This is a genomic window from Nonomuraea sp. NPDC052116 (assembly GCF_040680035.1).
Lineage (GTDB): Bacteria > Actinomycetota > Actinomycetes > Streptosporangiales > Streptosporangiaceae > Nonomuraea > Nonomuraea angiospora_A.
In genome coordinates, this window is sequence record NZ_JBFAWA010000033.1 from 65,420 (window position 1) to 87,792 (window position 22,373).

Here is a 22,373-nt window from a genome sequence, read left to right on the forward strand (position 1 = left end):
CGGAGGTCAGCCTTCGAGGATGTCGCGGACGCGGCGGCGGGTCTCGTCGAGCGCCGTACGCAGCTCCGCCAGCTTCTCCGGCGTCAGCCGGGCCTCGGACGCCTCCTGCCGGGCCTCGGCGATGAAGTCGGCCAGCAGCTCGCCCAGCTCCGCGTCGAGGTCGGCGCGGCTCGTCGGCGAGCCGCCCAGCGTGGCCCAGACCTCGGACCAGATCCTGCGCCACTCCCCGCTGAGCCGCTCGCCCTCGTCCTGCCAGTGGGTGGCGTGCTCCATCCACTGCCGCTTCTGCTGCTCCTTGAGCCGCCTGAAGTCCGCCTTCTGCTGCTCCTTGAGCCGCTGGGTGTCGTCCCGGGCCCCCGTGCGAACGTCCTTGGCCATCCGCGTGAGCTCGTCGCGCAACGACTTGACCGTGTCGCGGACGTCCTCCTTGACCTCGCGGGCGATGTCGCGCACGGAGGCGGAGATCTCCTGCTCCAGGTCGTCGAGCTCGTCGAGCCGGGCGTTCAGCTCCTCGCGGCCCTTGTCGGTGATCGAGAACACCTTCTTGCCCTCGACCACCTCGTGCGTCACCAGGCCCTCCTCCTCCAGGCGGGCCAGGCGCGGGTAGATCGTGCCGGGAGAGGGCGAGTAGACGCCGAGGAAGCGGTCCTGGAGCAGCCTGATGACCTCGTAGCCGTGACGCGGGCTCTCTTCCAGCAGCTTGAGCAGGTACAGCCGGAGCCGGCCGTGACCGAAGACAGGGCTCATTCCTTCTCCCCCTTGAGCAGCGCGACCTCGCCGGAGACCGTGATCGCCGACAGCGACGCCATGCCGCCGCCCAGCCTGCCCGACATCGACTTCGTGCCGGGGCCGTTCGAGTTGAACAGTTCGTGGAACGTGCTGACCAGCCTGCCGGAGGTGGATCGCACGTTGACGTCCGCCTCCACGTTTTCCGGCAGCCTGACAAGGATGTCACCGGAAACGCTGTTGAGTGTCACATGGCCGGTCGGCCGAAGCGCCAGATCCGCCGTGATGCGGCCGGAGACGGTGTTCGCCTTGAGCCGGCGCGGGGTGCCGTCGGCCACGGTCAGGTCGCCCGAGACGCTCTTGAACGCCAGGTCGCCGTCCATCGCCCGGCTCTCCACGGGGCCCGAGACGGTCGTCGCGTTCACGTCGCCGCTGACGCCGTCGAGCACGATCTCCGCGGACACGCTCCTGACCTGCGTCATCCTCTCGAACCCGGCCACCACGGCGGGCGCGGAGACGACTCCGGCGTTGACGGTGCAGTGCTTGGGAACAGTGATCGTCAGGACCGTCCTGCGCCGGTCGCGTCGGAGCCAGCCGAGCAGGCCGTCCCAGGTGAGGTCCTTGTAGGTGATGGAGAGCTCCTTGGCGTCCTCGTCGTACGTGACCAGCAGCGGGGACGCCGACTCGATCTCGGACACCTCGACTGTGGGCGGGCCGTCGCTGGCCAGCACGGCCAGGCGGCCGGCGACGATGCGCACGTCGAGCGCTTCCACTTGGCCGAACGTCAGCTGTTCTGGGCCCTCGATCGTCCACTGCTGCATGTTCCCCCGCCCTTCTGGCGACATGTTCTCCCTACGTAACACGATATGTCGCGTTCTTGGGAAACTCAAGATGTATCGCGTTGGCGCGTCGAGGTGTCGTTCCTTGGGGGCGGGCTGGGGCCCCACCGGCGCGTGGCCCCCTTGCCGCCGTGGCCGGGAAGGGGGCGCGGTGGGATGGGTCAGTCGTCCTCGTCGTCGTCGAGCCGTGCCAGCCAGGTGGCCAGCCGCTCGATCGGGATCTCGAACTCCGGGTTGAGGTCGACGAACTCGCGCAGCCGCTCGCCGAGCCAGAGCAGGCTGACCTCCTCCTCGCCCCGCCGCTCGACCAGTTCCTCGATCCCCCGATCGGTGAAGTACATCTTTCTCAAGTCCTCCTGAAACGGCAGTGAGCCCCCAGCCGGGGCCGGGGGCTCACTCTGGTGTTGGATCAGCCGAACAGCTCGTGGAGGATCTCCTCGAGCTCGGTGTCGTGCGAGTTGTGCGAGCCCGTCGCCGGCGAGCTGTTGGGACGGCGCGAGACGCGCCGCAGCGGGCGGCCGCCCAGCGTCTCCGGGTCCTCGGCCAGCTTGAGCGCCAGGTACGGCCACGGCCCCATGTTGACCGGCTCGTCCTGCGCCCAGATCAGCTCCGCCTGCGCCCCGTAGCGGGACAGCTCGGCGGCCAGCTCCTCACCCGGGAACGGGTAGAGGCGCTCGAGCCGGACGATCGCGACGTCGTTGCGGCCCTTCTTGTCGCGCTCCGCCGCCAGGTCGTAGTAGAGCTTGCCGGACGTGAGCACGACCCTGGTGACCTTGGCCGCGTCCGCGGTCGTGTCGCCCAGGACCGGCTGGAAGGTGCCCGTGGTGAAGTCGGACGCCTTGGACGTGGCCGCCTTGTGGCGCAGCAGCGACTTCGGCGTGAAGACCACCATCGGCTTGTGCCGCTGCGACTCCACCTGCCAGCGCAGGAGGTGGAAGTAGTTGGCCGGGGTCGAGGGCTGCGCGACCGTCATGTTGTCGAGCGCGCAGACCTGCAGGAACCGCTCGATGCGGGCCGAGGAGTGGTCGGGGCCCTGGCCCTCGAAGCCGTGCGGCAGCAGCAGCACGACGGAGGACTTCTGACCCCACTTCTGCTCGCCCGACGAGATGAACTCGTCGATGATCGTCTGGGCGCCGTTGACGAAGTCGCCGAACTGCGCCTCCCAGGCGACCAGGGCGTCCGGGCGGACGACGCTGTAGCCGTACTCGAAGCCGAGCGCCGCGAACTCGCTGAGCAGCGAGTCGTAGATGTAGAACTTCGTGGTGCCCTGGTTGAAGGTCTTGAGCGGCGTGTGGTCGGCGCCGGTCATCCGGTCCACCAGGACGGCGTGGCGCTGCGTGAACGTGCCGCGGCGCGAGTCCTGGCCGACCAGGCGCACCGGGTGGCCGTCGATCAGCAGCGAGCCGTAGGCGAGCGTCTCGCCCATCGCCCAGTCGATCGTGTCCGTCTCGACCATCTGGCCGCGGCGCTGCAGCACCGGCGCCAGGCGCGGGTGCGGCGTGAAGCCCTCGGGCAGGTTGAGCTGGGTGTCGACGATGCGCTTGAGCGTCTCGTCGCTGATCGCGGTGTCCGTGTCGGCGTGCGACCACTTGACGACCTCGGTCGGCGGCACCCGCATCGCGGCGGCCTCGGCCGGCTTCTTCGCCGCCTCGCGGGTCTCGGTGAACGCCTGCTCCAGCTTGGCCTGGTAGTCGCGCAGCGCCTGCTCGGCCTCCTCGACCGTGATGTCGCCCCGGCCGATCAGCGCCTCGGTGTAGAGCTTGCGGGTCGAGCGCTTGGCGTCGATCAGGTCGTACATCAGCGGCTGGGTGAAGGCGGGGTTGTCGCCCTCGTTGTGGCCGCGGCGGCGGTAGCAGATGAGGTCGATGACGACGTCCTTGCGGAACGCCTGGCGGTATTCGTAGGCCAGCTGGCCCACGCGCACCACGGCCTCGGGGTCGTCGCCGTTGACGTGGAAGATCGGGGCCTGGATCATCCGGGCCACGTCGGTCGCGTAGACCGAGGACCGGGACGAGGCGGGCGAGGTGGTGAAGCCCACCTGGTTGTTGACCACCACGTGCACGGTGCCGCCGGTGCGGTAGCCGCGCAGCTGCGACAGGTTGAGCGTCTCGGCCACGACGCCCTGGCCGGCGAAGGCCGCGTCGCCGTGGACGAGCACGGGCAGGACGGTGAAGCCCTCCTCACCGCGCTCCAGGAGGTCCTGCTTGGCGCGGACGACACCCTCGAGCACCGGGTCGACCGCCTCCAGGTGGGAGGGGTTGGCGACCACGGAGGAGGTGATGGTCTTGCCGCTCGGCGAGGTGAACGTGCCCGTCGCGCCGAGGTGGTACTTCACGTCACCGGAGCCGTGCGCCGTGCGCGGGTCGATGTTGCCCTCGAACTCGCCGAAGATCTGCGCGTACGACTTGCCCACGATGTTGGCCAGCACGTTGAGGCGGCCGCGGTGGGCCATGCCGATGACGACCTCGTCGAGGTCCTCGTCGGCGGCGTCGCTGATCACCGAGTCGAGCAGCGGGATCAGGGACTCGCCGCCCTCCAGGGAGAAACGCTTCTGGCCGACGAACTTCGTCTGCAGGAACGTCTCGAACGCCTCGGCGGTGTTGAGCCGGGACAGGATGTTGAGCTGCTCGGCACGCTCGGGCGACTTGTGCGGCTTCTCCACCCGCGCCTGGATCCAGGCCCGCTCCTCGGGGTTCTGGATGTGCATGTACTCGATGCCGACCGTGCGGCAGTAGGAGTCGCGCAGCACGCCGAGGATCTCGCGGAGCTTCATCAGCGCGCGGCCGCCGAAACCGCCCGTGGCGAACTCGCGCTCCAGGTCCCAGAGCGTCAGCCCGTGGGACTGGATGTCCAGGTCGGGGTGCTTGCGCTGCTTGTACTCGAGCGGGTCGGTCTCGGCCATCAGGTGGCCGCGCACGCGGTAGGCGTGGATCAGCTCGATCACGCGGGCGGACTTCGACACGTCGTCGTCATGGGAGGCCGAGACGTCCTGGACCCAGCGGACCGGCTCGTACGGGATCCGCAGCGCCTCGAAGATCTCGTCGTAGAAGCCGTCCTCGCCCAGCAGCAGCCGGTGGATCTGGCGCAGGAAGTCGCCCGACTGGGCGCCCTGGATGATCCGGTGGTCGTAGGTGCTGGTGAGCGTCATGACCTTGGAGACGGCCAGGCGCGAGAGCGTGTCGGGCGCGGCCCCCTGGTATTCGGCCGGGTATTCCATCGCGCCGACGCCGATGATCGTGCCCTGACCGGGCATCAGGCGCGGCACGGAGTGGACGGTGCCGATCGTGCCGGGGTTGGTCAGCGAGATCGTGGTGCCGGCGAAGTCGTCGACGCCCAGCTTGCCCGCGCGGGCCTTGCGGACGACGTCCTCGTACGCCATCCAGAACTGGCGGAAGTCCATCGCCTCGGCGCCCTTGATCGAGGGCACGAGGAGCTGGCGCTCGCCGTTGCTCTTCTGGACGTCGATCGCCAGACCGAAGCCCACGTGCTCGGGCTTGATCAGCGTCGGCTTGCCGTCGACCTCCGTGTAGGAGTAGTTCATCTCCGGCATGGCCCTCAGGGCCTTGACGATCGCGAAGCCGATCAGGTGGGTGAAGGAGATCTTCCCGCCGCGACCCCGCTTGAGGTGATTGTTGATCACAATGCGGTTGTCGATCAGCAGCTTGGCCGGGATCGCGCGCACGCTGGTGGCCGTCGGGACCGTCAGTGACAGGTCCATGTTGGCGGCCGTGCGGGCAGCGGCGCCGCGCAGCTTGACCTCCTCGGCGCCCTTGGGCACCGGGGTGGCCGGCTGCTTCGGCTTCTCGGCAGCCGGTGGTGCCTTCGGCGGCGCCTGGGGGGGAGCGGGAGCGGTCACGGTGCCGTTCGCCACCTCCCTGACCGGCGCTGCCCGGCCCGTTCCGGAATCAGGGTTGTAGTCAGCGAAGAAGTTCCACCATGCCTTGTCGACAGACTCGGGATCTTGGAGGTACTTCTGGTACAGCTCGTCGACAAGCCACTCGTTCTGACCAAAGCTTGCCAGCGGGTTTGTCCGCGACGACTCTGACGACACGGCGGAAATCGCCCTCTTCCGCAGATCGGCGTTGATGTTAGAGAACCTGTCCAAGGCTACTCGCCCGGACCGGCAGCGCGCGCCGAAGAGGCCGTGCCGCCTCGAACGATCCTCTCAGGACAGTGCAAAGAGGTCACGTCCCCCTAGTCAATCCGGGTGGTGCCGCAATTATTACTCTTTGGTATCAACACTACGACGGGAGGTTTATTTCCCGCCGGACACCAATCTGCTAGCGATCCGTACCTCTGGTGACAACTCGGACAGCAGGTCGGCCAGCTCCTCACCCGCCTCCTTGAGCTCCTCCAGTGACATCGGCTCGAGGCGCTCGAGGAGGAAGATCGCGTTGGTGGTCTCCTCGGTGAGCCGGGTGCGCGCGACCTGACGCCAGTTCCACCTGCGGCAGGTGACGCCGACGTCGTCGCGCCAGATCACCTCGCCCGGCTCGGGCGTGCCGAGCGCCTCCTCGGACGCCTCGTCGCCGGCCGCCCGCAGCAGCCGGGCCGGGCCTGCGTAGTGGTCGAGGTCCTCGCCGCCAATCGGCAGCGCGTGCTTCACGCTGATCGAGTTGTACGCGTCCACCGCCCGGTTGATCTCCGGCAGCGGCATCCTGCGGGTCAGGGCGTCGACCGAGGGCCTGGTCCGCTGTGGTTTGGCGCCGAACGCCCGATAGGCGTCCTTCCAGGCGTCGATCTTGTCCGTCTGCACCTCGTACTCGGAGGCCGCCGCCAGCCAGGCCCGGGACCGGTCGTCCGTGGGCCCGTTGCGCAGGCCGTGCGCGGTCATGACCAGCACCGCGAAGTCGGGGCGCAGTGCGAAGACGGAGTCGTCCACCCAGATGTCGTCAAGCATCCCCACAGTCTAGAAGCGGTCGAGACCGCAAAAATCTCTTTGCAAAATTAGCTTTGCGGTTTACCGTGTTAAGCATGAAGGAGCGGTACAAGATCAGCGACCCGCGGGTGCTCAAGGCGATCTCCCACCCGCTGCGCGTGCGCCTGCTCGGCCTGCTGCGTCTCGACGGCCCCGCGACCGCGAGCGAGCTGGGGCGCAAGGTCGGCGAGAGCTCGGGCTCCACCAGCTACCACCTCCGGGAGCTGTTCAAGTTCGGCCTCATCGAGGAGGACGACGACCGGAGCGACGGGCGCGAGCGACGCTGGCGGGCCCGCCACCGCTACACCTCGTGGGACGCCGGCGAGCTGTCCGACACGGCCGAGGGCCGCGAGGCGGTCCGGATCATGCACCTGCGGCAGGGCGAGTTCGTCGGGCGGGTGATGGAGGAGTTCGACCTCGACGGCTGGTCGCGCGACTGGGCCGAGGTGGCGGGGATGAGCGACCACATCGTCTCGCTGCCGCCCGCCGGGGTGCGCGAGTTCAACGACAGGGCCGAGGAGCTGCTGCGCGACCTCGTCGCCAAATACGCCGGCGATCCCGAGGCCAGGCAGGTCAACGCCTGGCACGGCGCCGTACCGCGATCGCAGGAGGAGGAGTCGTGACCGCACGCTCGGCCTTACGCCGCTACATGCTCGTCAGCTTCCTGACCTGGCTGCCCCTGGGCCTGATGGCGGCCACCATGGTGCTGCTCATGACCGCGCGGGGGCTCGGCCTGGCGGAGGTGGGGCTGTCGGTGACGGTGTTCTCGGTCGTCACCGCCACCCTGGAGCTGCCGACCGGCGGCCTGGCCGACGTCCTCGGGCGGCGCGTGGTCCTGGCCGTCTCCGCCGCGTTCACCGTGGCAGCGCTCGTGCTGCTCGCCGTCTCCACCACGTTCTGGATGTTCCTGATCAGCGGCGTGCTCAAGGGCGTGGCCAGGGCGCTGTCCAGCGGCCCGGCCACCTCCTGGTACGTCGACACGCTCCACGGGATCGAGGGCCGCGACGCCGACCTCAAACCGGGGCTGGCCAGGGGCGGCGCGATGGAGTCCGTGGCATTGTGCGTGGGCGTGCTGGCGGGCGGCGGCCTGCCGCTCCTGGTGCCTGCGCAGGTGATCTTCCCGCTGGCCGCGCCGCCGCTGGTGGGCGCGACGGCGGCGGCCGTGCTGTTGGTCGTGGTGGTGTTCGCGATGCCGGAGCCCGCGCACGCCCGCAGGTCGCTGGCGGGCGTGCTGCGCGAGGTGCCGGCCACGGTCGGGGCGGGCCTCCGGCTGGCGGCGGGCGCTCCCGTGCTGCGCCGCATGACGGCCGCCGCGGCGGCCTCCGGCGTGGTGCTGATCAGCATCGAGCTGCTCACCCCCGGGCGGCTGGCCGAGCTGGCCGGCACGGCCGAGCGGGGCAGCCTGGCCTACGCCGTGGTCTCGGCGCTCGGGTTCGCGAGCAGCGCGGCGGGCAGCGCGCTCGCACCCCGGGTGGCGCGGCTGGCGGGTGGCTCGGCCGGCACCGTGCTCGCCGCGCTGTCCGTCGGGGCGCTCGCCGCGACCGCGGGGCTAAGGGGCCCGGCTGGGCTGGTGAGCGCGGGGCTGGCGTACATGACGCTCTTCGTGGGCCTCTCGGTGGCGGGCCTGCTCTGCCTGGAGATGACCCACAACGCGGTCAGCGCGGCCGAGCGCACCACCGTCACCTCGACCAGTTCGCTGTCGCTGCAGGCGGGCGGGGTCGTGGCCAACCTGACGCTCGGCGCGCTGGCCGGGCAGGCGGGCGTGGCCGTCGCGTGGATCGGCGCCGCGCTGGTGGTGCTGGCCTCGGCCCTGCTGTTCGTACGGATGCCCGCGCCTACAGGCTCCAGTCGATCTCCGGCCCCACGGGCACGATCCCACTCGGGTTGATGTTGGTCTGGGTGATGTAGTAGTGACGCTTGATCTGGTCGAAGACGGTGGTTTCGCGGAAGGCGGGGATCGCGTACAGCCGGCGCGCGTACGCCCACAGCGCCGGATAGTCGACCAGCCGCCGGACCGAGCACTTGAAGTGCCCGTGATAGACGGCGTCGAACCTGGCCAGGGTCGTGTACAGGCGCACGTCGCTGTCGGTGAGGACGTCGAAGAGGTGTTCCGACTCCGCCAGGCGCACCTCGAGGAAGTCCAGCGTGGTGAAGACCCGGGCCACGGCCTCCTCGTACACCTGCTGGTCGCGGGAGAAGCCCGCCTCGTAGACCGCGTTGTTGAGGCCGTGGTAGAGGCGGTCGTTCATGATGTCGATGTCGGGGCGGAGACGTTCCGGATAGAGGTCGGGGGAGGTTCCCCATGACATTTCCAGATCGAGGGTGATCTGCGGGAAGTCGTTGGTGACGATCCGCTTGTCCCTGGTGTCCCAGACGCACGGCACGGTGTAGCGGCCCGTGTAGTCCGGGTCGGTCGCGTGGTAGAGCTCCGACAGATACTCGGGGTCGCCGTCCGGGACGCGCCAGCCCTTCTCGTCGCGGATGGGGTCGACGATCGTGACGTCGAGCACGTCCTCCAGGCCGAGCAGCGCCCGGACGATCAGCACGCGCTGCGCCCAGGGGCAGGCATAAGAGGCGTAGAGGCGGTAGCGGCCGGGTTCGGGCGGGCCGAGGCGGTCGGTGAAGCGGTTCGGCTGCCGTACGAACCGGCCATCCTCGGAGAGCTCGCGGCGCAGCTTCATGACCCCAGTAGAACATGATTCTGACGCAGAACTATATTCGGCATGTGTCGAAATTTGTGGTGACTCCCGCGAGCCAGGCGCAGCGGGAGGCGTGGGTGGGCGGGGCGATCCCCGAGGTCGAGCGGGTGCGTCCGGGGCTGTGGTCGGTCCCGGTGCCGATCCCGATCAACCCCCTGCGGTACGTGCTGGTCTATGTCCTCGAACTCCCCGACGGCGTGGTGATCGTCGACGCCGGGTGGAACACCGACGAGGCGTACGACGCGCTCGTCGCGGGTCTCGGCGTGGCCGGGTACGCGATCACCGACGTCAAGGGCGTGCTCGTCACCCACATCCACCCCGACCACTACGGTCTGGCCGGGCGCATCCGCGAGATGTCCGGCGCCTGGATCGCCCTGCACCCGGCCGACGCCCGCCTGATCCGCGAACGCTACGACGACGAGGTCATCGACTCCCTCGTGGACCGGGAACGCGCGCTGCTGGTCCGCTGCGGCGTGCCGCCGCTGACGCTGGACGAGCTGGCCGGCGCGTCCATGATGATCAGGCACGTGGTCTCGATGGCCAAACCGGACCGGCTGGTCGAGGACGGCGACGAGCTCGGCCTGCCCGGCTGGGACCTGCGGGCGATCTGGACGCCGGGCCACTCGCCCGGCCACCTGTGCTTCGTCTCGCCCTCGCGCCGGCTGCTGTTCTCCGGCGACCACGTGCTGGCGAAGATCACGCCCATCGTGGCCGTCCACCCCCAGTCGGGTCCGAACCCGCTGGCCGACTACCTCGACGCGCTGGCCGCCGTGCGCAAGCTGGACGTGGAGGAGGTGCTGCCGGCCCACGAGTACCGGTTCCTGGAGCTGGCCGAGCGGGTGGATTACGTGCTGTCGCACCACGACGAGCGGCTGGCGGAGATCGAGCAGGTCGTCGGCTCCCTGGACGGCGTCACGTGCTGGGACGTGGCCACCCGCCTGTCGTGGTCGCGGCCGTGGGAGACGATCCCGCCGTTCATGCGGCGCGCGGCCAACAACGAGACGCTGGCCCACCTGGCGTGGCTGGCGGCCAAGGGGCGGGTACGCAGGGAGCCCGGCGAACCCGAACTGTGGCGCCTGCCCTGACGCGGTCTATCGTAGCTCGTAACAGAATGTTGTTCTCCTGCGTGGGAGGTTCGATGCTTCGGTTCGATGACAGGGTCGCGATCATCACGGGCGCCGGGCACGGTCTTGGCAGGTCGCACGCGCTCCTGCTGGCCGAGCGGGGCGCCAAGGTCGTCGTCAACGACCTCGGCGGCGCGCTCGACGGCACGGGCGCCTCCACGGGGCCCGCCGCCGACGTGGTCGAGCTCATCACGAAGAACGGCGGCCAGGCCATCGCCAACGCCGACAACGTCGCCACGCCGGAGGGCGCCAGGGCCATCGTGCAGGCCGCCGTGGACGCGTTCGGCAAGGTGGACATCGTCGTCAACAACGCGGGCATCCTGCGGGACAAGTCGTTCGGCAAGATGACGGTCGAGGACTTCGACGGGGTGCTGGCCGTGCACGTACGCGGCTCGTACCTGGTCAGCCAGGCCGCGTACCCGCTGATGAAGGCGGCCGGCTACGGCCGCATCGTCAACACCTCCAGCCCGGCGGGCCTGTTCGGCAACTTCGGCCAGGCCAACTACTCCACCGCCAAGATGGGCCTGGTCGGCCTGACCAAGACGCTCGGCATCGAGGGCGCCCGCAACGGCATCAAGGCCAACGCCATCGCGCCCATCGCCTGGACCCGGATGACGGAGGCGCTGCTGCCGGCCGAGTTCGAGGCCAAGTTCACGCCGGAGCGGGTGAGCGCGCTGGTGGCGTACCTCGTGCACGAGACGTGCGAGGCGAGCGGCGAGGTGTTCAGCGTGGGCGGCGGCCGGGTGGCGCGGGTGTTCGTGGCGGAGGGGCCGGGCTGGAAGACCGACGACCTCACGCCGGAGGCCGTCGCCGGCAACTGGGAGGCCGTCATGGCCGAGCAGCCCTACGTGCTCACGGCCGCCGACTCGATGAAGGCGATGCTCTAACGCTTGCGGGTCCCCGCCGCCGGGCACTCCACGTCGGCGGCGGGGATCCGTCATGCGCTCAGCAAGGCGACGTGGATGACGCGGCGTAACAAGCGAGGCTCCCAGAGGGACTTCTGTCAGAGGGCGACGCCGGCATGGCCGCTCATCGAAGGACCTTGGCCGAAGTACGAAGCCGCGATAGATGCCCAAAAAGCCGGAAAAACCGGGCTTTGTTCGATCTTCGGCGGAAGTCGCCGGAGTTTTGTCGATACTCACTCTTGATTTGCCGCATCGGTGATCTTATTGTCGCGGCATGACCCCCCAGCCGGGCTCTGCCGGAGATGTGCTGACGTTGATCAGCGCAGGTTCGGCCACGACCCGTTCCGATCTAGCGAGGCTCACCGGCCTGGCCAGGTCCACGATCTCCCAGCGCGTGGACGCGCTGATCGAGCGCGGGCTGGTCGAGGAGACCGAGAGCGGTGAGTCCACCGGTGGCCGGCCGCCGCGCCAGCTGCGCCTGCACACCGAGGACCACGCCTTCGCGGGCGTCGACCTGGGGGCCACCCACTGCCGGGTCGTGTTGATGGACATCTCGGGCAACCTGCTGGCCGAGTGCGAGGACTCGCTGCTGATCGGCGAGGGGCCGGAGAAGGTGCTCGCCCACGTGGACCAGCGTCTCGACCAGCTGCTCGGCGAGGCGGGGCGGCCCCGGTCGGCGCTGCGCGCCATCGGGGTCGGGGTGCCGGGGCCGGTGGAGTTCGCCACGGGACGGCCGAACAACCCGCCGATCATGCCGGGCTGGAACGACTACCCCATCCCCGAATACTTCGACGGCGTGTCGGTGCTGGTCGACAACGACGTCAACGTGATGGCGCTCGGCGAGCACCGTCACTCGTTCCCCGGCGCCGGCCACCTGCTGTTCGTCAAGGTCGGCACGGGCATCGGCTGCGGCATCATGGCCGAGGGCAAGCTGCACAGGGGCGCCCAGGGCTCGGCCGGCGACATCGGGCACATCCGGGTCAGCGGCCATGAGGACGCGGGCTGCCGGTGCGGCAACAGCGCCTGCCTGGAGGCCGTGGCCGGCGGTGCCGCCATCGCGCGGCGGCTGAGCGAGCTGGGCCTGCCGGCCGAGTCGGGCGCCGACGTCGTGGCGCTCGTACAGGCGGGCAACACCCAGGCGCTGCGGCTGGTCAGAGAGGCCGGCCGGCTCGTCGGCGAGGTGCTGGCCAGCCTGGTCAACTTCTTCAACCCCGAGGTCATCGTCATCGGCGGCGCCCTGTCGCGGGTGCACGAGCACCTGCTGGCCGGGATCAGGGAGACGGTCTACCGCAGGTCGCTCCCGCTGGCCACGCATCACCTGTCGATCACGCCGAGCCGTACGGGCATCAACGCAGCCGCGCTCGGGGCGGGGATCCTCGCCATCGAGCACTACCTGTCGCCGGACAACATCAACCGGATCGTCAACGCCTGAAAGGGACCTTTCCCCGATGCTGGTCATGAAGGGCATCGTCAAGCAGTTCCCCGGTGTGCGCGCGCTCGACGGGGTCGACCTGGACGTACGGGCGGGCGAGGTGCACTGCCTGCTCGGCCAGAACGGCGCCGGCAAGTCCACCCTGATCAAGGTGCTGGCCGGAGCGCACCAGCCGGACGAGGGCACGATCCTGTTCAACGACCAGGAAGTGCGCCCCAGCAGCCCCATCGACGCCATCAGGCTCGGTTTCGCCACGATCTACCAGGAACTCGACCTGGTCGACGGACTCAGCGTGGCCGAGAACATCTTCCTCGGCCACGAGCACGCCCGCTTCGGCTTCGTCAACCGGGCGGCCGCCAGGCGCGCCGCCCGCGAGGTGCTCGAACGGCTCGGCCACGGGGAGATCCGCGCGTCGGCCGAGGTGGGCCGGCTGTCGCCGGCGGCCAAGCAGGTCGTGTCCATGGCCAGGGCGCTCTCCCACGACGCCCGCCTGATCATCATGGACGAGCCGTCCGCCGCCCTCGCCCACGACGAGGTCGCGAACCTCTTCCGCATCATCCGCGAGCTGACCGCCCAGGGCGTGGCCGTGGTCTACATCTCGCACCGCCTGGAGGAGATCCGCGAGATCGGCGACCGGGTCACCGTGCTGAAGGACGGCCGCACGGTCGCCGTCGGCCTGTCCGCGCGGGACACCCCCACCGGGGAGATCGTCTCGCTCATGACCGGCAGGAACGTCGAGTACGTCTTCCCGCCCCGGGCCGGCCGCTCGCCGGGCGAGGAGGTGCTCAAGGTCGAGAACCTGTCCTCGCCGGGAGTCTTCTCGGGCGTGTCGTTCTCCGTCCGGGCGGGCGAGATCGTCGGGCTGGCCGGGCTCGTCGGCTCGGGCCGCTCGGAGATCCTGGAGGCCGTGTACGGCGCCCGCCCCGCCTCGGGCCGCGTCCTGCTCGCCGGAACTCCCATGCGCCGCAGCGTCGTCGGCACCGTCAAACGCGGCATGGGCCTGGCCCCGGAGGAACGCAAGGCCCAGGCCCTCCTCCTCGACCAGAGCGTCACCGCCAACATCACGCTGGGCACCCTGCCGGGGTTCGCCAGGTTCGGCTGGATCGACCGCAAGCGGGAGCGGGCCGAGGCCAAGCGCCTGTCGGAAATGTTGGACATCAGGCCACCCGATCCCGAACGCCCGATCCGGACCCTGTCCGGCGGCAACCAGCAGAAGGCCGTGCTCGCCCGCTGGCTGCTCGGCGGCCGCAAGCTGCTCCTGCTCGACGAACCGACCAGAGGCGTGGACGTGGGCGCCAGGGCCGAGCTGTACGCGGTGATCCGCAACCTGGCCGAGCAGGGGATCGGCGTGCTGCTGGTCTCCAGCGAGGTGCCCGAGGTGCTCGGCCTGGCCGACCGGGTGCTCGTGTTACGGGAGGGCACGGTCATCCACGAGGGCGACGCCGAGGGCCTGGACGAGCACCGCGTACTCGACATGATCATGAATGGGAGGGCGGCGTGATGAGCGAGCCCACAACGGACCGGCCGCTCGCGGGAGTGGGGTCGCCCCCGTCGCCGGGCGGCTTCCGCGCCAGTTTCGGAGAAATGCGACATCTCGGGCTGCTGGCGGCGCTGGCGCTGCTGATCGTCGTCGGCCTCGTCACCGTGCCCGGGAACTTCGCCACCGCCTCCAACCTCGTCAGCATCCTCTCCCTGGCCGCCACGATCGGCGTGATCACGGTCGGGGCCACGTTCGTGATCATCGGCGGCGGCATCGACCTGTCGGTCGGCGCGGTCATGGCGCTGGCCTCGGTCTGGGCCACGACGCTGGCCACGCAGTCGTACGGGCCGGTGGTGATGGCGATCTGCGCCATCCTCGTCGGCACCGGGGCGGGGCTGGTCAACGGGTTACTCATCGCCTACGGGCGACTGGTGCCGTTCATCGCGACGCTGGCCATGCTCGTCGCCGCCCGAGGGCTGGCGCAGCGCATGTCCGACCGCAAGACGCAGCTCATCCAGTCCGACAACTCCGCCATCGTGGACCTGTCGACCACGCGCCTGCTCGGCATCCCGCTGCTGGTCTACATCTTCGCGCTGGTCGTGGTGCTCGGGTGGATCGTGCTCAACCGCACGACGTTCGGGCGGCGGACGTACGCGGTCGGGGGCAACCCCGAGGCGGCCAGGCTCGCCGGGATCAACGTGCGCAGGCACACGATGCTGCTCTACGCCCTGTCGGGGCTCTGCTGCGGCATCGCCGCGATCCTCATCATGGCGCGTACGACGACGGGCTCGTCCACCCACGGCGACCTGTACGAGCTCGACGCCATCGCCGCCGTGATCATCGGCGGCACGCTCCTCACCGGGGGCCGGGGCACGATCGTGGGCTCCATCCTGGGCCTGCTGATCTTCACCCTCATCACGAACCTGTTCATTCTCAACGGGCTCAACACCAGCGACCAGCTGATCGCCAAGGGCCTGATCATCGTCGTCGCCGTCCTTCTCCAGCGGCGGAACTTGAAGGAGAGATCACCATGAGTGAGAACGTCGCGCGCAGGGGATTCCTCGTCGGCGGAGCCGTACTCTTAGCGACGGGCTGCACCAGCAACGAGCCCGCGGCCTCGACCGGCAACTCGGCCTCGGCGCCCGCGCCCGCCCCGGCGGCCAGCGGCAACGACCAGCCGGGCGACAAGGTCACGATCGGGTTCTCGGCGCCCGCCGCCGACCACGGCTGGATCGCGGCCATCGCCAAGAACGCCGAGAGTGCCGCGAAGCAGTACTCCGACGTGGAGTTCAAGCCGGTCGAGCCGACGAACGACATCAACCAGCAGATCTCCGCGGTCGAGTCGCTCATCGCGGCCAAGGTGAGCGCGCTGGTCATCCTGCCCAACGACGGCCAGCAGCTGAACCAGGTCGCGCTCCAGGCCACCGCGGCCGGGATCCCGGTCATCAACCTCGACCGCGTCTTCCCCGACAAGCTGGCCTACCGGACCTGGATCGGCGGCGACAACTACGGCATGGGCGTCGCGGCCGGGCAGTACATCGGCAAGCAGCTCAAGGACAAGGGCGTCGCCAACCCCGTCATCGTCGAGATCCAGGGCATCGCCACGCTGCCGCTGACGCAGGACCGCAGCAAGGGCTTCGCCGACGCGCTGAAGACGTTCGGGTTCAGCGTCACGGCCAAGCAGGACGCCAAGTTCACCGTCGAGACCGGCAACCAGGTGGCCACGTCGCTGCTCCAGGCGCACAAGAAGATCGACGCGCTCTGGAACCACGACGACGACCAGGGCGTCGGCGTGCTGGCCGCGATCAAGGAGGCGAACCGGAACGAGTTCATCATGGTCGGCGGCGCCGGGTCGCTGAACGCGATGAAGGAGATCCAGTCGGGCACCTCGGTGCTGAAGGCCACGGTCACCTACAGCCCCACGATGGCCTCCTCGGCGATCAAACTCGCACGTCTGATCGCGCAGGGGAAGGGCATGAGTGATCTGGTGGAGAACCAGGTTCCGCAGTCCATCACGCTCGCATCCGAGACCATTACCAAGGACAACGTCGAGAAGTACCTGGCGCTCGGCTTCGAATCCTGATCGGGGGTTGCATGTCAGACAAGACCACCATCGGCGTGGGCATGATCGGCTACGCCTTTATGGGCCGCGTCCACTCCCAGGCCTGGCGCAGCGTCTCGGCCTTCTTCGACCTGCCTTTGGTGCCTCGCATGGCGGTGCTCGGCGGCAGGTCGAAGGAGAGCACCGAGGCGGCCGCCGCACAGCTCGGCTGGGCCGACGTCGAGACGGACTGGCGAGAGCTGATCAAGCGCGACGACGTGCAGATCGTCGACATCTGCACGCCCGGTGACTCGCACGCCGAGATCGCCATCGCCGCGCTGCAGGCGGGCAAGCACGTGATCTGCGAGAAACCGCTCGCCAACACCGTCGAAGAGGCCGAGGCCATGGTCCGGGCCGCGCAGGCGGCGCCGTCCTCGGTCAAGAGCATGGTGGCCTTCAACTACCGGCGGGTGCCCGCGATCGCGCTCGCCCGCCGGTACGTCGAGGAGGGCCGGATCGGCGAGGTCAGGCACGTACGGGCCGCGTACCTGCAGGACTGGATCGTCGACCCGGAGTTCCCGCTGGTCTGGCGACTGCAGAAGGACAAGGCGGGCGCGGGCGCGCTGGGCGACATCGGCTCGCACATCGTGGACGCGGCCCAGTTCATCACCGGGCAGCAGCTGGTGGGCGTCTCCGCGCTGACGGAGACGTTCATCAAGGAACGCCCCGTCGCCGCGGCGTCCGCGGGCCTGGAGGCCACCGGCACCGGCGACATGGGCCAGGTGACCGTGGACGACGCGGCCCTGTTCATCGGCCGGCTCTCGGGCGGAGGGCTGGCCTCGTTCGAGGCCACCCGTTTCGCCTTCGGCCGCAAGAACGCGATGCGCATCGAGATCAACGGCTCGCTCGGCAGCCTGGCGTTCGACTTCGAGGCCATGAACGAGCTGTGGTTCAGCTCCGGAGGCGGCGGCTTCGAGCGGATCCTGGTAACCGAACCCGACCACCCCTACGTGGGCGCCTGGTGGCCGCCCGGGCACGGGCTCGGCTACGAGCACACCTTCACCCACGAGATCAACGACTTCCTGGAGGCGATCGCCACCGGAGCCAACCCCACGCCGTCGTTCGCCGACGGGCTTCGGGTGCAGCGGGTGCTGGAGGCGGTCGAGCGGAGCGCGGCTGAGGGCAGCCGCTACATGAACGTGGAGGACTGACACATGCGACCTGTCACCCTGTTCACGGGGCAGTGGGCCGACCTGCCGTTCGAGGAGGTGTGCAGGCTGGCCGCCGAATGGGGCTACGACGGCCTGGAGATCGCCTGCTCGGGCGACCACTTCGACGTGGCCCAGGCCGTGGCGGACCCGTCGTACGTGGAGCAGAAGCACGCCCAGCTCGACAAGCACGGCCTCAAGGTCTGGACCATCTCCAACCACCTTGTCGGCCAGGCGGTGTGCGACCTCATCGACGAGCGCCACAAGTCCATCCTCCCCGCCCGCATCTGGGGCTCCGGCGACCCCGAGTCGGTCCGCCAGGCGGCGGCGGAGGACATGAAGAACACGGCCCGCGCGGCCGCCCTGCTGGGCGTGGACACGGTGGTCGGCTTCACCGGGTCGTCGATCTGGCACACGGTCGCCATGTTCCCGCCGGTGCCGGCGTCGATGGTGGACGCCGGGTACCAGGACTTCGCCGACCGCTGGAACCCCATCCTCGACGTCTTCGACGAGGTCGGGGTGCGCTTCGCGCACGAGGTCCACCCGAGTGAGATCGCGTACGACTACTACACCACCGCGCGGACCCTGGAGGCGATCGGCCACCGCCCCGCCTTCGGCCTGAACTGGGACCCGTCCCACATGGTCTGGCAGGACCTGGACCCGGTCGGGTTCATCCTGGACTTCAAGGACCGCATCTACCACGTCGACTGCAAGGACACGCGCATGCGCGTGGGCGACGGCCGCAAGGGCCGCCTGTCCTCGCACCTGCCGTGGGCCGACATGCGCCGCGGCTGGGACTTCGTCTCGACGGGGCGGGGCGACGTGCCCTGGGAGGACTGCTTCCGGGCGCTGAACTCGATCGGGTACGAAGGGCCCATTTCGATCGAGTGGGAGGACGCGGGGATGGACCGGCTGGATGGGGCTCGGGAGGCGCTCGGCTACATCCGCAAGCTCAACTCCATCACCCCACCGGCCACCGCCTTCGACGCCGCCTTCTCCACGACGTAAGGCCTTTCACAAGGGGGGCGCTGCCCGCCTCGGAGCTCCAGACAGCGCCTCCCTTCAGGCCCCCCGCGCCCACCCGTTGCCCGATTACCGGCTTGGCCTGCTGGAGCCCGCGCCGAGCGGTCCTCGCTGTCGCTCGGGCTGCGTCTGACGGGCTTGAGGCTCCGCCCCATGCGCCCGTCCTTTGACTGACCTCGGATGCCGTGCGGGAAGGCCGCTCATCCTTTCATCGGCGAGTGGTAGCCGCTCGACCCTCAACCGGGGCCGTACAGCCGGATGTCGAGGTCCAGATCGCCCAGCTTCTCCCAGATGAGCGCTCGCACCTCCGGCCAGGTGAGCCCACCGTGCCCGCAGCCCAGGGGTGGGATGGCGACGCTGCCGAGGCGCAGCTCGACCAGTAGCCGCGCCAGGTCGTCCAGCCCTGAGGCGATGTCCGGCAGCCTGGACTTCTGCCGCCAGTGGCGTTTGGTCGGGAAGTTGAGCACCCACCGATCGCCGCCGCCGAGCCGTACGGGAAGGACGTGTCCAATCCGCATGCGGCCGTCGGCACACGCCTGCGCGTAGGCGGCGAACATCTCGGAGAACGCCTGCTTGAACTCCAGGGCGATCCCCTTGCCCATCACCCCCACGGTGTTGACCGCGTTGACGAGGGCTTGCGCGTCGTCTTGGAGCAGGTCGCCGGTGGTTTCCGTGATCAAGGACGGATTGCCGCCTCGGTCCGCGCGAGGGCCTCGGCGCCGGACGTCTCCGGTGTCAGGATGCCGGTGCAGGCCAGCGCGGTCAGGAGGGAACGGTTCACGCGGAGGGATCGCGGTCGACGGATGGCTCCGGTCATTGGCTGGGGCACAGCACAGCTTCCGCGGCCTTGTTGATGGCGTCACCGACGGCCATGGCCTGCTCGTTGTCGATCTTCAGCGTGGCGGCCACCGCGAACTGAAGCCGGCCGTCGGCCGAGGAGAAGGTGACGGAGTTGATCCCGGGCATGCCGCCCGCGGCCGACGCGACCGTTCCGCCGCACAGGCTGGGCCGCGGCCGCGGCAACTGCCGTTGCAGGTCCGGCGGCAGCAGCCGGCCCTGGTTGAGCGCGCGGTAGAAGGCGCTGGCGTCGTGCGCGGTGGAGATCGCTCCTTCGGCGCCGATGGTGGCGTTGAGCCGGTCGACGTCGCGGGGCAGGCCCTTGGCGTCGGGGTGGTAGCCGTGTCCATGCGGGCCCTTGATCTGGTCGGAGACCTTGGTGGCCAGATAGGTGCGGTTCATGCCGAGCGGGGTGAACAGGCGCCGCTTGAACTCGCCGGCCCGATCATGGCCGGTCAGCCTCTCGATGATCATGCCGAGGAGGACGTAGTTGGTGGTGGAGTAGAGGTACTCTCCCGGCTCGCCCTTGCGAGGCACGGTACGTGCGGCCTTCACCAGGTCGATCGGCTGGTAAGCGGTGGTGAAGTCGAAGACATCGAACTTCCCGCTTTCGATGAAGTCGGGGATGCCCGAGGTGTGCCGGATCAGCTGCTGCACGGTGATTTCCCCGGCCCGATCCACGTAGTCGTGCTCGGCCATCTCGGGCAGGACGTCACTGAGCTTGTCATCCAGGCTCAGCTTGCCTTCCCCGACCAGTTGCAGGATGACCGCGGCCTCCATGAGCTTGGTCTGGGACGCGATGCGGTAACGGGAATCCGGGGGGATGCGGCCGCCCTTGCCATTGAGCAGGCGCGAACCCGCCGTCCCCTGGCCGACCCGCTTGCCGTCGACGTACACCTCTCCGATGGCGCCCACCACGCCGTCGGTCTTCGCCACGTCCTTCATCGCCTGCTGGACGTCTCCCAGCTTGACCTGGTCGGCGGCGGCCGCGGGTCCTTGGACGCTCAGCGCCAGCACCGCGCATGCCACCCCGGCGGCCATTGCTGAGATCGTCTTTCTCCGGTGTGCGGACGTCATGGTCGATCACCCTTTCCTGGCGGGACTTCGAGGGTGATCACATCTACCGGCCGGCACCGATCGGTGGCCGATCGGCGGCCCATATGTGTTCCATATGCGGGCGTTGCGATACTGCCCGGATGCGCGTGCTCCTGGTCGAAGACGAGCAGCCCCTCGCCGGCTACATCGAAGCCGGGCTGCGCAAGCACGGTTTCACCGTCGACGTCGCCCTCGACGGCCGGAGTGCTCTGGACAAGTGCGAGATCACGCCGTACGACGTGGTGGTCCTGGACCGGGACCTGCCCATCGTGCACGGCGACGCGGTGTGCCGCCGGCTCGCCCAGCGGGGGGTGTCGCGGGTGCTGATGCTGACCGCCTCCGACGCCGTGGAGGACCGGGTCGGCGGGCTGATGCTGGGCGCGGACGACTACCTGGGCAAGCCGTTCGCGTTCTCCGAGCTGGTCGCGCGGGTCCACGCCCTGGTACGGCGCAGCGCGCCGGCCCGTCCACCGGTGCTGCGCGCCGCCGGAGTGGCCCTGGATCCGGCCCGGCGCAGCGCCGAGCGAGACGGGCGGCTGCTGCGCCTGACGCCCAAGGAGTTCGGCGTGCTGGAGCAGCTGCTGGCCGCCGGGGGTGCCGTGGTGAGCGCGGAAACCCTGCTGGACAAGGTGTGGGACGAGTACGCGGACCCGTTCACCAACGCGGTCCGGATCACCGTCGGCACGCTGCGCCGCAAGCTGGGCGACCCGCCGCTGATCGAGACCGTCACCGGCGCCGGCTACCGGATCGGCCCGTGAGGCTGACCGCCCGGGCCCGGCTCGCTCTGCTGCAGACCGCCCTGGTGCTGACCGCCGGCGCCGCGCTGACCGGATTGACGTACCTGCTGATGCGGCGCCGCGCGTTCTTCACCCACCTGGACCCGACCGGCACTCCCTCGCCGGACACGCCGCCGCAGGACGGGCTGCGCGCTCTGGCCGACCGGGTGCAGGCCGACACCCTGTCCGCGCTGCTGTCCCAGGCCGGTCTGGCGCTCGTCGTGGTGACCGGTCTGGCCGCCGTGCTCAGCTGGCTGGTGGCCGGTCGGGTGCTGCGGCCGATCCGCATGATCTCCTCCACCGCCCGGCGGCTGTCGGCCGAGAACCTCACCGAGCGAGTGCAGGTCACCACCCCTGCCGACGAGCTGTCGGCGTTGGCGGGCACGATCAACGGGATGCTGGACCGCATCCAGCGCGGCGTCGCCGAGCGGGACCGGATCCTGGACAGCCAGCGGCTGTTCACCGCCAACGCCGCCCACGAGCTGCGTACGCCGCTGACCACCGCGCGCACGGCGATCGACGTCACCCTGGACGGAGAGCCCAGCCGTGCCGAGCTGCTCGCGATGGCCGGCGACGTACGCGGCGCTGTCGAGCACATGCAGCGCGTCCTGGACGGGCTGCTGCTGCTGGCGCGCAGCCAGGCCGGGCTCGGAGCGCGGGAACCGGTCGACCTGGCCGCTGTGGTGGCCGCCGCCCTGGATGCCGCCGCGGCGCGGGCGGCGGCCGCCGGTATCGCCGTACAACCCCGGCTCAGGACCGCACCGGTCTGCGGTGAACCGGTCCTGCTGGAACGGATGATCGGCAACCTGGTCGACAACGCGGTCCGCTACAACCGGGCAGGCGGGCACCTGGTCGTCGACACGGGTACGGCGGGTGGGCGCGCCGTGCTGCGGATCTCCAACACCGGCCGCGAGATCCCGCCCGGCGAAGCGGAGACGCCGCTGGAACCGTTCGTGCATGGGCAGGGAACCCGCGTCCGTACCGCCGGCCTGGGGTTGGGACTGTCGATCGTGCGCGCGGTCTCACTCGCCCACCGGGGACGGGTCGCGGTCGCCGCCCGGACCGGCGGCGGCCTCGAGGTCACCGTCGACCTCCCGCGGAGCCCGGTGGCGAGGGCAGATCGGCCGGCACGCTGACGCGAGGTGGGCGCCGCCCGCATCCAGGAGTCCAGCGGGCGCGCGGCTGAACCGGGCGCTTTTTGTACGAAACGGTTCCGTCATTGACATATTGACCTCGGGTCATTATTAATGACCTAAGGTCAATAGTGTGC

Annotated in this window: 20 protein-coding genes; 12 read left to right on the forward strand and 8 right to left on the reverse strand. The window is 69.7% G+C overall.

Annotation, left to right across the window (positions count from 1 at the left end; genetic code table 11):
* Positions 1-6: 6 nt before the first annotated feature.
* The 5 genes from AB0L65_RS45915 to AB0L65_RS45935 all read right to left on the reverse strand — a co-directional run bounded on the left by AB0L65_RS45915 (position 7) and on the right by AB0L65_RS45935 (position 6,465).
* Positions 7-747: a PadR family transcriptional regulator gene (locus AB0L65_RS45915; RefSeq protein WP_364259816.1), complete on the reverse strand. Its 741-nt coding sequence runs from the start codon at positions 745-747 to the stop codon at positions 7-9.
* Positions 744-1,571 carry a DUF4097 family beta strand repeat-containing protein gene (locus tag AB0L65_RS45920; RefSeq protein WP_350729333.1) on the reverse strand — a complete coding sequence of 276 codons (828 nt, stop codon included), beginning with the start codon at positions 1,569-1,571 and terminating at the stop codon, positions 744-746. The genes AB0L65_RS45915 and AB0L65_RS45920 overlap by 4 nt, the downstream gene beginning before the upstream one ends.
* Before the next feature lie 155 nt (positions 1,572-1,726).
* A complete protein-coding gene (locus AB0L65_RS45925) occupies positions 1,727-1,906 on the reverse strand; it encodes a DUF6104 family protein (protein WP_192793777.1) in 180 nt (59 codons plus the stop codon).
* 68 nt (positions 1,907-1,974) lie between these two features.
* Positions 1,975-5,616: a multifunctional oxoglutarate decarboxylase/oxoglutarate dehydrogenase thiamine pyrophosphate-binding subunit/dihydrolipoyllysine-residue succinyltransferase subunit gene (locus AB0L65_RS45930; RefSeq protein WP_364259819.1), complete on the reverse strand. Its 3,642-nt coding sequence runs from the start codon at positions 5,614-5,616 to the stop codon at positions 1,975-1,977.
* Positions 5,617-5,820: 204 nt separating this feature from the next.
* Positions 5,821-6,465, reverse strand: coding sequence for a phenylalanine--tRNA ligase beta subunit-related protein (locus AB0L65_RS45935; protein ID WP_364259822.1), 645 nt, complete (start codon positions 6,463-6,465; stop codon positions 5,821-5,823).
* 74 nt (positions 6,466-6,539) lie between these two features.
* Between AB0L65_RS45935 and AB0L65_RS45940 the strand changes: the two genes are divergently transcribed.
* Together AB0L65_RS45940 and AB0L65_RS45945 are read left to right on the forward strand one after the other, a co-directional pair.
* The gene (locus AB0L65_RS45940) at positions 6,540-7,106 is read left to right on the forward strand and encodes a winged helix-turn-helix domain-containing protein (protein WP_364259825.1); all 567 of its coding nucleotides are present in this window, start codon (positions 6,540-6,542) and stop codon (positions 7,104-7,106) included.
* Complete coding sequence (locus AB0L65_RS45945) at positions 7,103-8,371, forward strand: MFS transporter (protein WP_364259828.1); 1,269 nt, start codon at positions 7,103-7,105, stop codon at positions 8,369-8,371. The genes AB0L65_RS45940 and AB0L65_RS45945 overlap by 4 nt, the downstream gene beginning before the upstream one ends.
* On the opposite strand, the gene AB0L65_RS45950 is transcribed toward AB0L65_RS45945, so the two are convergent.
* The gene (locus AB0L65_RS45950) at positions 8,319-9,164 is read right to left on the reverse strand and encodes a glutathione S-transferase C-terminal domain-containing protein (RefSeq protein ID WP_364259831.1); all 846 of its coding nucleotides are present in this window, start codon (positions 9,162-9,164) and stop codon (positions 8,319-8,321) included. The two genes, AB0L65_RS45945 and AB0L65_RS45950, sit on opposite strands and share 53 nt — an antisense overlap.
* A gap of 44 nt (positions 9,165-9,208) precedes the next feature.
* On the opposite strand from AB0L65_RS45950, the gene AB0L65_RS45955 reads away from it, so the two are divergent.
* The 8 genes from AB0L65_RS45955 to AB0L65_RS45990 all read left to right on the forward strand — a co-directional run bounded on the left by AB0L65_RS45955 (position 9,209) and on the right by AB0L65_RS45990 (position 18,380).
* Complete coding sequence (locus AB0L65_RS45955; RefSeq protein WP_364259834.1) at positions 9,209-10,267, forward strand: MBL fold metallo-hydrolase; 1,059 nt, start codon at positions 9,209-9,211, stop codon at positions 10,265-10,267.
* Between the two features lie 53 nt (positions 10,268-10,320).
* A complete protein-coding gene (locus AB0L65_RS45960; protein WP_350729346.1) occupies positions 10,321-11,193 on the forward strand; it encodes an SDR family oxidoreductase in 873 nt (290 codons plus the stop codon).
* A gap of 292 nt (positions 11,194-11,485) precedes the next feature.
* The gene (locus tag AB0L65_RS45965) at positions 11,486-12,643 is read left to right on the forward strand and encodes an ROK family transcriptional regulator (protein ID WP_364259837.1); all 1,158 of its coding nucleotides are present in this window, start codon (positions 11,486-11,488) and stop codon (positions 12,641-12,643) included.
* A gap of 16 nt (positions 12,644-12,659) precedes the next feature.
* Positions 12,660-14,144 (forward strand): sugar ABC transporter ATP-binding protein, encoded by a 1,485-nt coding sequence (locus tag AB0L65_RS45970; RefSeq protein WP_350729349.1) that lies wholly within the window; start codon positions 12,660-12,662, stop codon positions 14,142-14,144.
* A gap of 83 nt (positions 14,145-14,227) precedes the next feature.
* Entirely contained in the window at positions 14,228-15,157 is a 930-nt protein-coding gene (locus AB0L65_RS45975; RefSeq protein ID WP_364259840.1) for an ABC transporter permease, read from the forward strand.
* Positions 15,154-16,206: an ABC transporter substrate-binding protein gene (locus AB0L65_RS45980; RefSeq protein WP_363976548.1), complete on the forward strand. Its 1,053-nt coding sequence runs from the start codon at positions 15,154-15,156 to the stop codon at positions 16,204-16,206. Before AB0L65_RS45975 ends, AB0L65_RS45980 begins: the two co-directional genes overlap by 4 nt.
* An 11-nt stretch (positions 16,207-16,217) precedes the next feature.
* Positions 16,218-17,375 (forward strand): Gfo/Idh/MocA family oxidoreductase, encoded by a 1,158-nt coding sequence (locus tag AB0L65_RS45985; protein ID WP_364259843.1) that lies wholly within the window; start codon positions 16,218-16,220, stop codon positions 17,373-17,375.
* A 3-nt stretch (positions 17,376-17,378) separates the two neighbouring features.
* Positions 17,379-18,380: a sugar phosphate isomerase/epimerase family protein gene (locus AB0L65_RS45990; RefSeq protein WP_350729357.1), complete on the forward strand. Its 1,002-nt coding sequence runs from the start codon at positions 17,379-17,381 to the stop codon at positions 18,378-18,380.
* 251 nt (positions 18,381-18,631) lie between these two features.
* Here AB0L65_RS45990 and AB0L65_RS45995 read toward each other — a convergent pair whose 3' ends face one another.
* Both AB0L65_RS45995 and AB0L65_RS46000 read right to left on the reverse strand, forming a co-directional pair.
* Positions 18,632-19,075, reverse strand: coding sequence for a macro domain-containing protein (locus tag AB0L65_RS45995; protein WP_364259846.1), 444 nt, complete (start codon positions 19,073-19,075; stop codon positions 18,632-18,634).
* A 133-nt stretch (positions 19,076-19,208) separates the two neighbouring features.
* Positions 19,209-20,309 (reverse strand): serine hydrolase domain-containing protein, encoded by a 1,101-nt coding sequence (locus AB0L65_RS46000; RefSeq protein WP_364259849.1) that lies wholly within the window; start codon positions 20,307-20,309, stop codon positions 19,209-19,211.
* 119 nt (positions 20,310-20,428) lie between these two features.
* Here AB0L65_RS46000 and AB0L65_RS46005 point away from each other — a divergent pair, with 119 nt between their 5' ends.
* Entirely contained in the window at positions 20,429-21,085 is a 657-nt protein-coding gene (locus AB0L65_RS46005) for a response regulator transcription factor (protein WP_364259852.1), read from the forward strand.
* The gene (locus tag AB0L65_RS46010) at positions 21,082-22,239 is read left to right on the forward strand and encodes a HAMP domain-containing sensor histidine kinase (RefSeq protein ID WP_364259855.1); all 1,158 of its coding nucleotides are present in this window, start codon (positions 21,082-21,084) and stop codon (positions 22,237-22,239) included. The genes AB0L65_RS46005 and AB0L65_RS46010 overlap by 4 nt, the downstream gene beginning before the upstream one ends.
* The last annotated feature ends 134 nt before the right edge of the window (positions 22,240-22,373 follow it).

Bases quoted from the DNA above. Each gene is read 5' to 3' on its own strand.
- AB0L65_RS45935 (WP_364259822.1), bottom strand. From the start codon at position 6,465: ATGCTTGACGACATCTGGGTGGACGACTCCGTCTTCGCACTGCGCCCC.
- AB0L65_RS46000 (WP_364259849.1), bottom strand. From the start codon at position 20,309: ATGACGTCCGCACACCGGAGAAAGACGATCTCAGCAATGGCCGCCGGG.
- AB0L65_RS45920 (WP_350729333.1), bottom strand. From the start codon at position 1,571: ATGTCGCCAGAAGGGCGGGGGAACATGCAGCAGTGGACGATCGAGGGC.
- AB0L65_RS45915 (WP_364259816.1), bottom strand. From the start codon at position 747: ATGAGCCCTGTCTTCGGTCACGGCCGGCTCCGGCTGTACCTGCTCAAG.
- AB0L65_RS45980 (WP_363976548.1), top strand. From the start codon at position 15,154: ATGAGTGAGAACGTCGCGCGCAGGGGATTCCTCGTCGGCGGAGCCGTA.
- AB0L65_RS45970 (WP_350729349.1), top strand. From the start codon at position 12,660: ATGCTGGTCATGAAGGGCATCGTCAAGCAGTTCCCCGGTGTGCGCGCG.
- AB0L65_RS45950 (WP_364259831.1), bottom strand. From the start codon at position 9,164: ATGAAGCTGCGCCGCGAGCTCTCCGAGGATGGCCGGTTCGTACGGCAG.
- AB0L65_RS45940 (WP_364259825.1), top strand. From the start codon at position 6,540: ATGAAGGAGCGGTACAAGATCAGCGACCCGCGGGTGCTCAAGGCGATC.
- AB0L65_RS46005 (WP_364259852.1), top strand. From the start codon at position 20,429: ATGCGCGTGCTCCTGGTCGAAGACGAGCAGCCCCTCGCCGGCTACATC.
- AB0L65_RS45985 (WP_364259843.1), top strand. From the start codon at position 16,218: ATGTCAGACAAGACCACCATCGGCGTGGGCATGATCGGCTACGCCTTT.
- AB0L65_RS45925 (WP_192793777.1), bottom strand. From the start codon at position 1,906: ATGTACTTCACCGATCGGGGGATCGAGGAACTGGTCGAGCGGCGGGGC.
- AB0L65_RS45965 (WP_364259837.1), top strand. From the start codon at position 11,486: ATGACCCCCCAGCCGGGCTCTGCCGGAGATGTGCTGACGTTGATCAGC.
- AB0L65_RS45990 (WP_350729357.1), top strand. From the start codon at position 17,379: ATGCGACCTGTCACCCTGTTCACGGGGCAGTGGGCCGACCTGCCGTTC.
- AB0L65_RS45960 (WP_350729346.1), top strand. From the start codon at position 10,321: ATGCTTCGGTTCGATGACAGGGTCGCGATCATCACGGGCGCCGGGCAC.
- AB0L65_RS45975 (WP_364259840.1), top strand. From the start codon at position 14,228: ATGCGACATCTCGGGCTGCTGGCGGCGCTGGCGCTGCTGATCGTCGTC.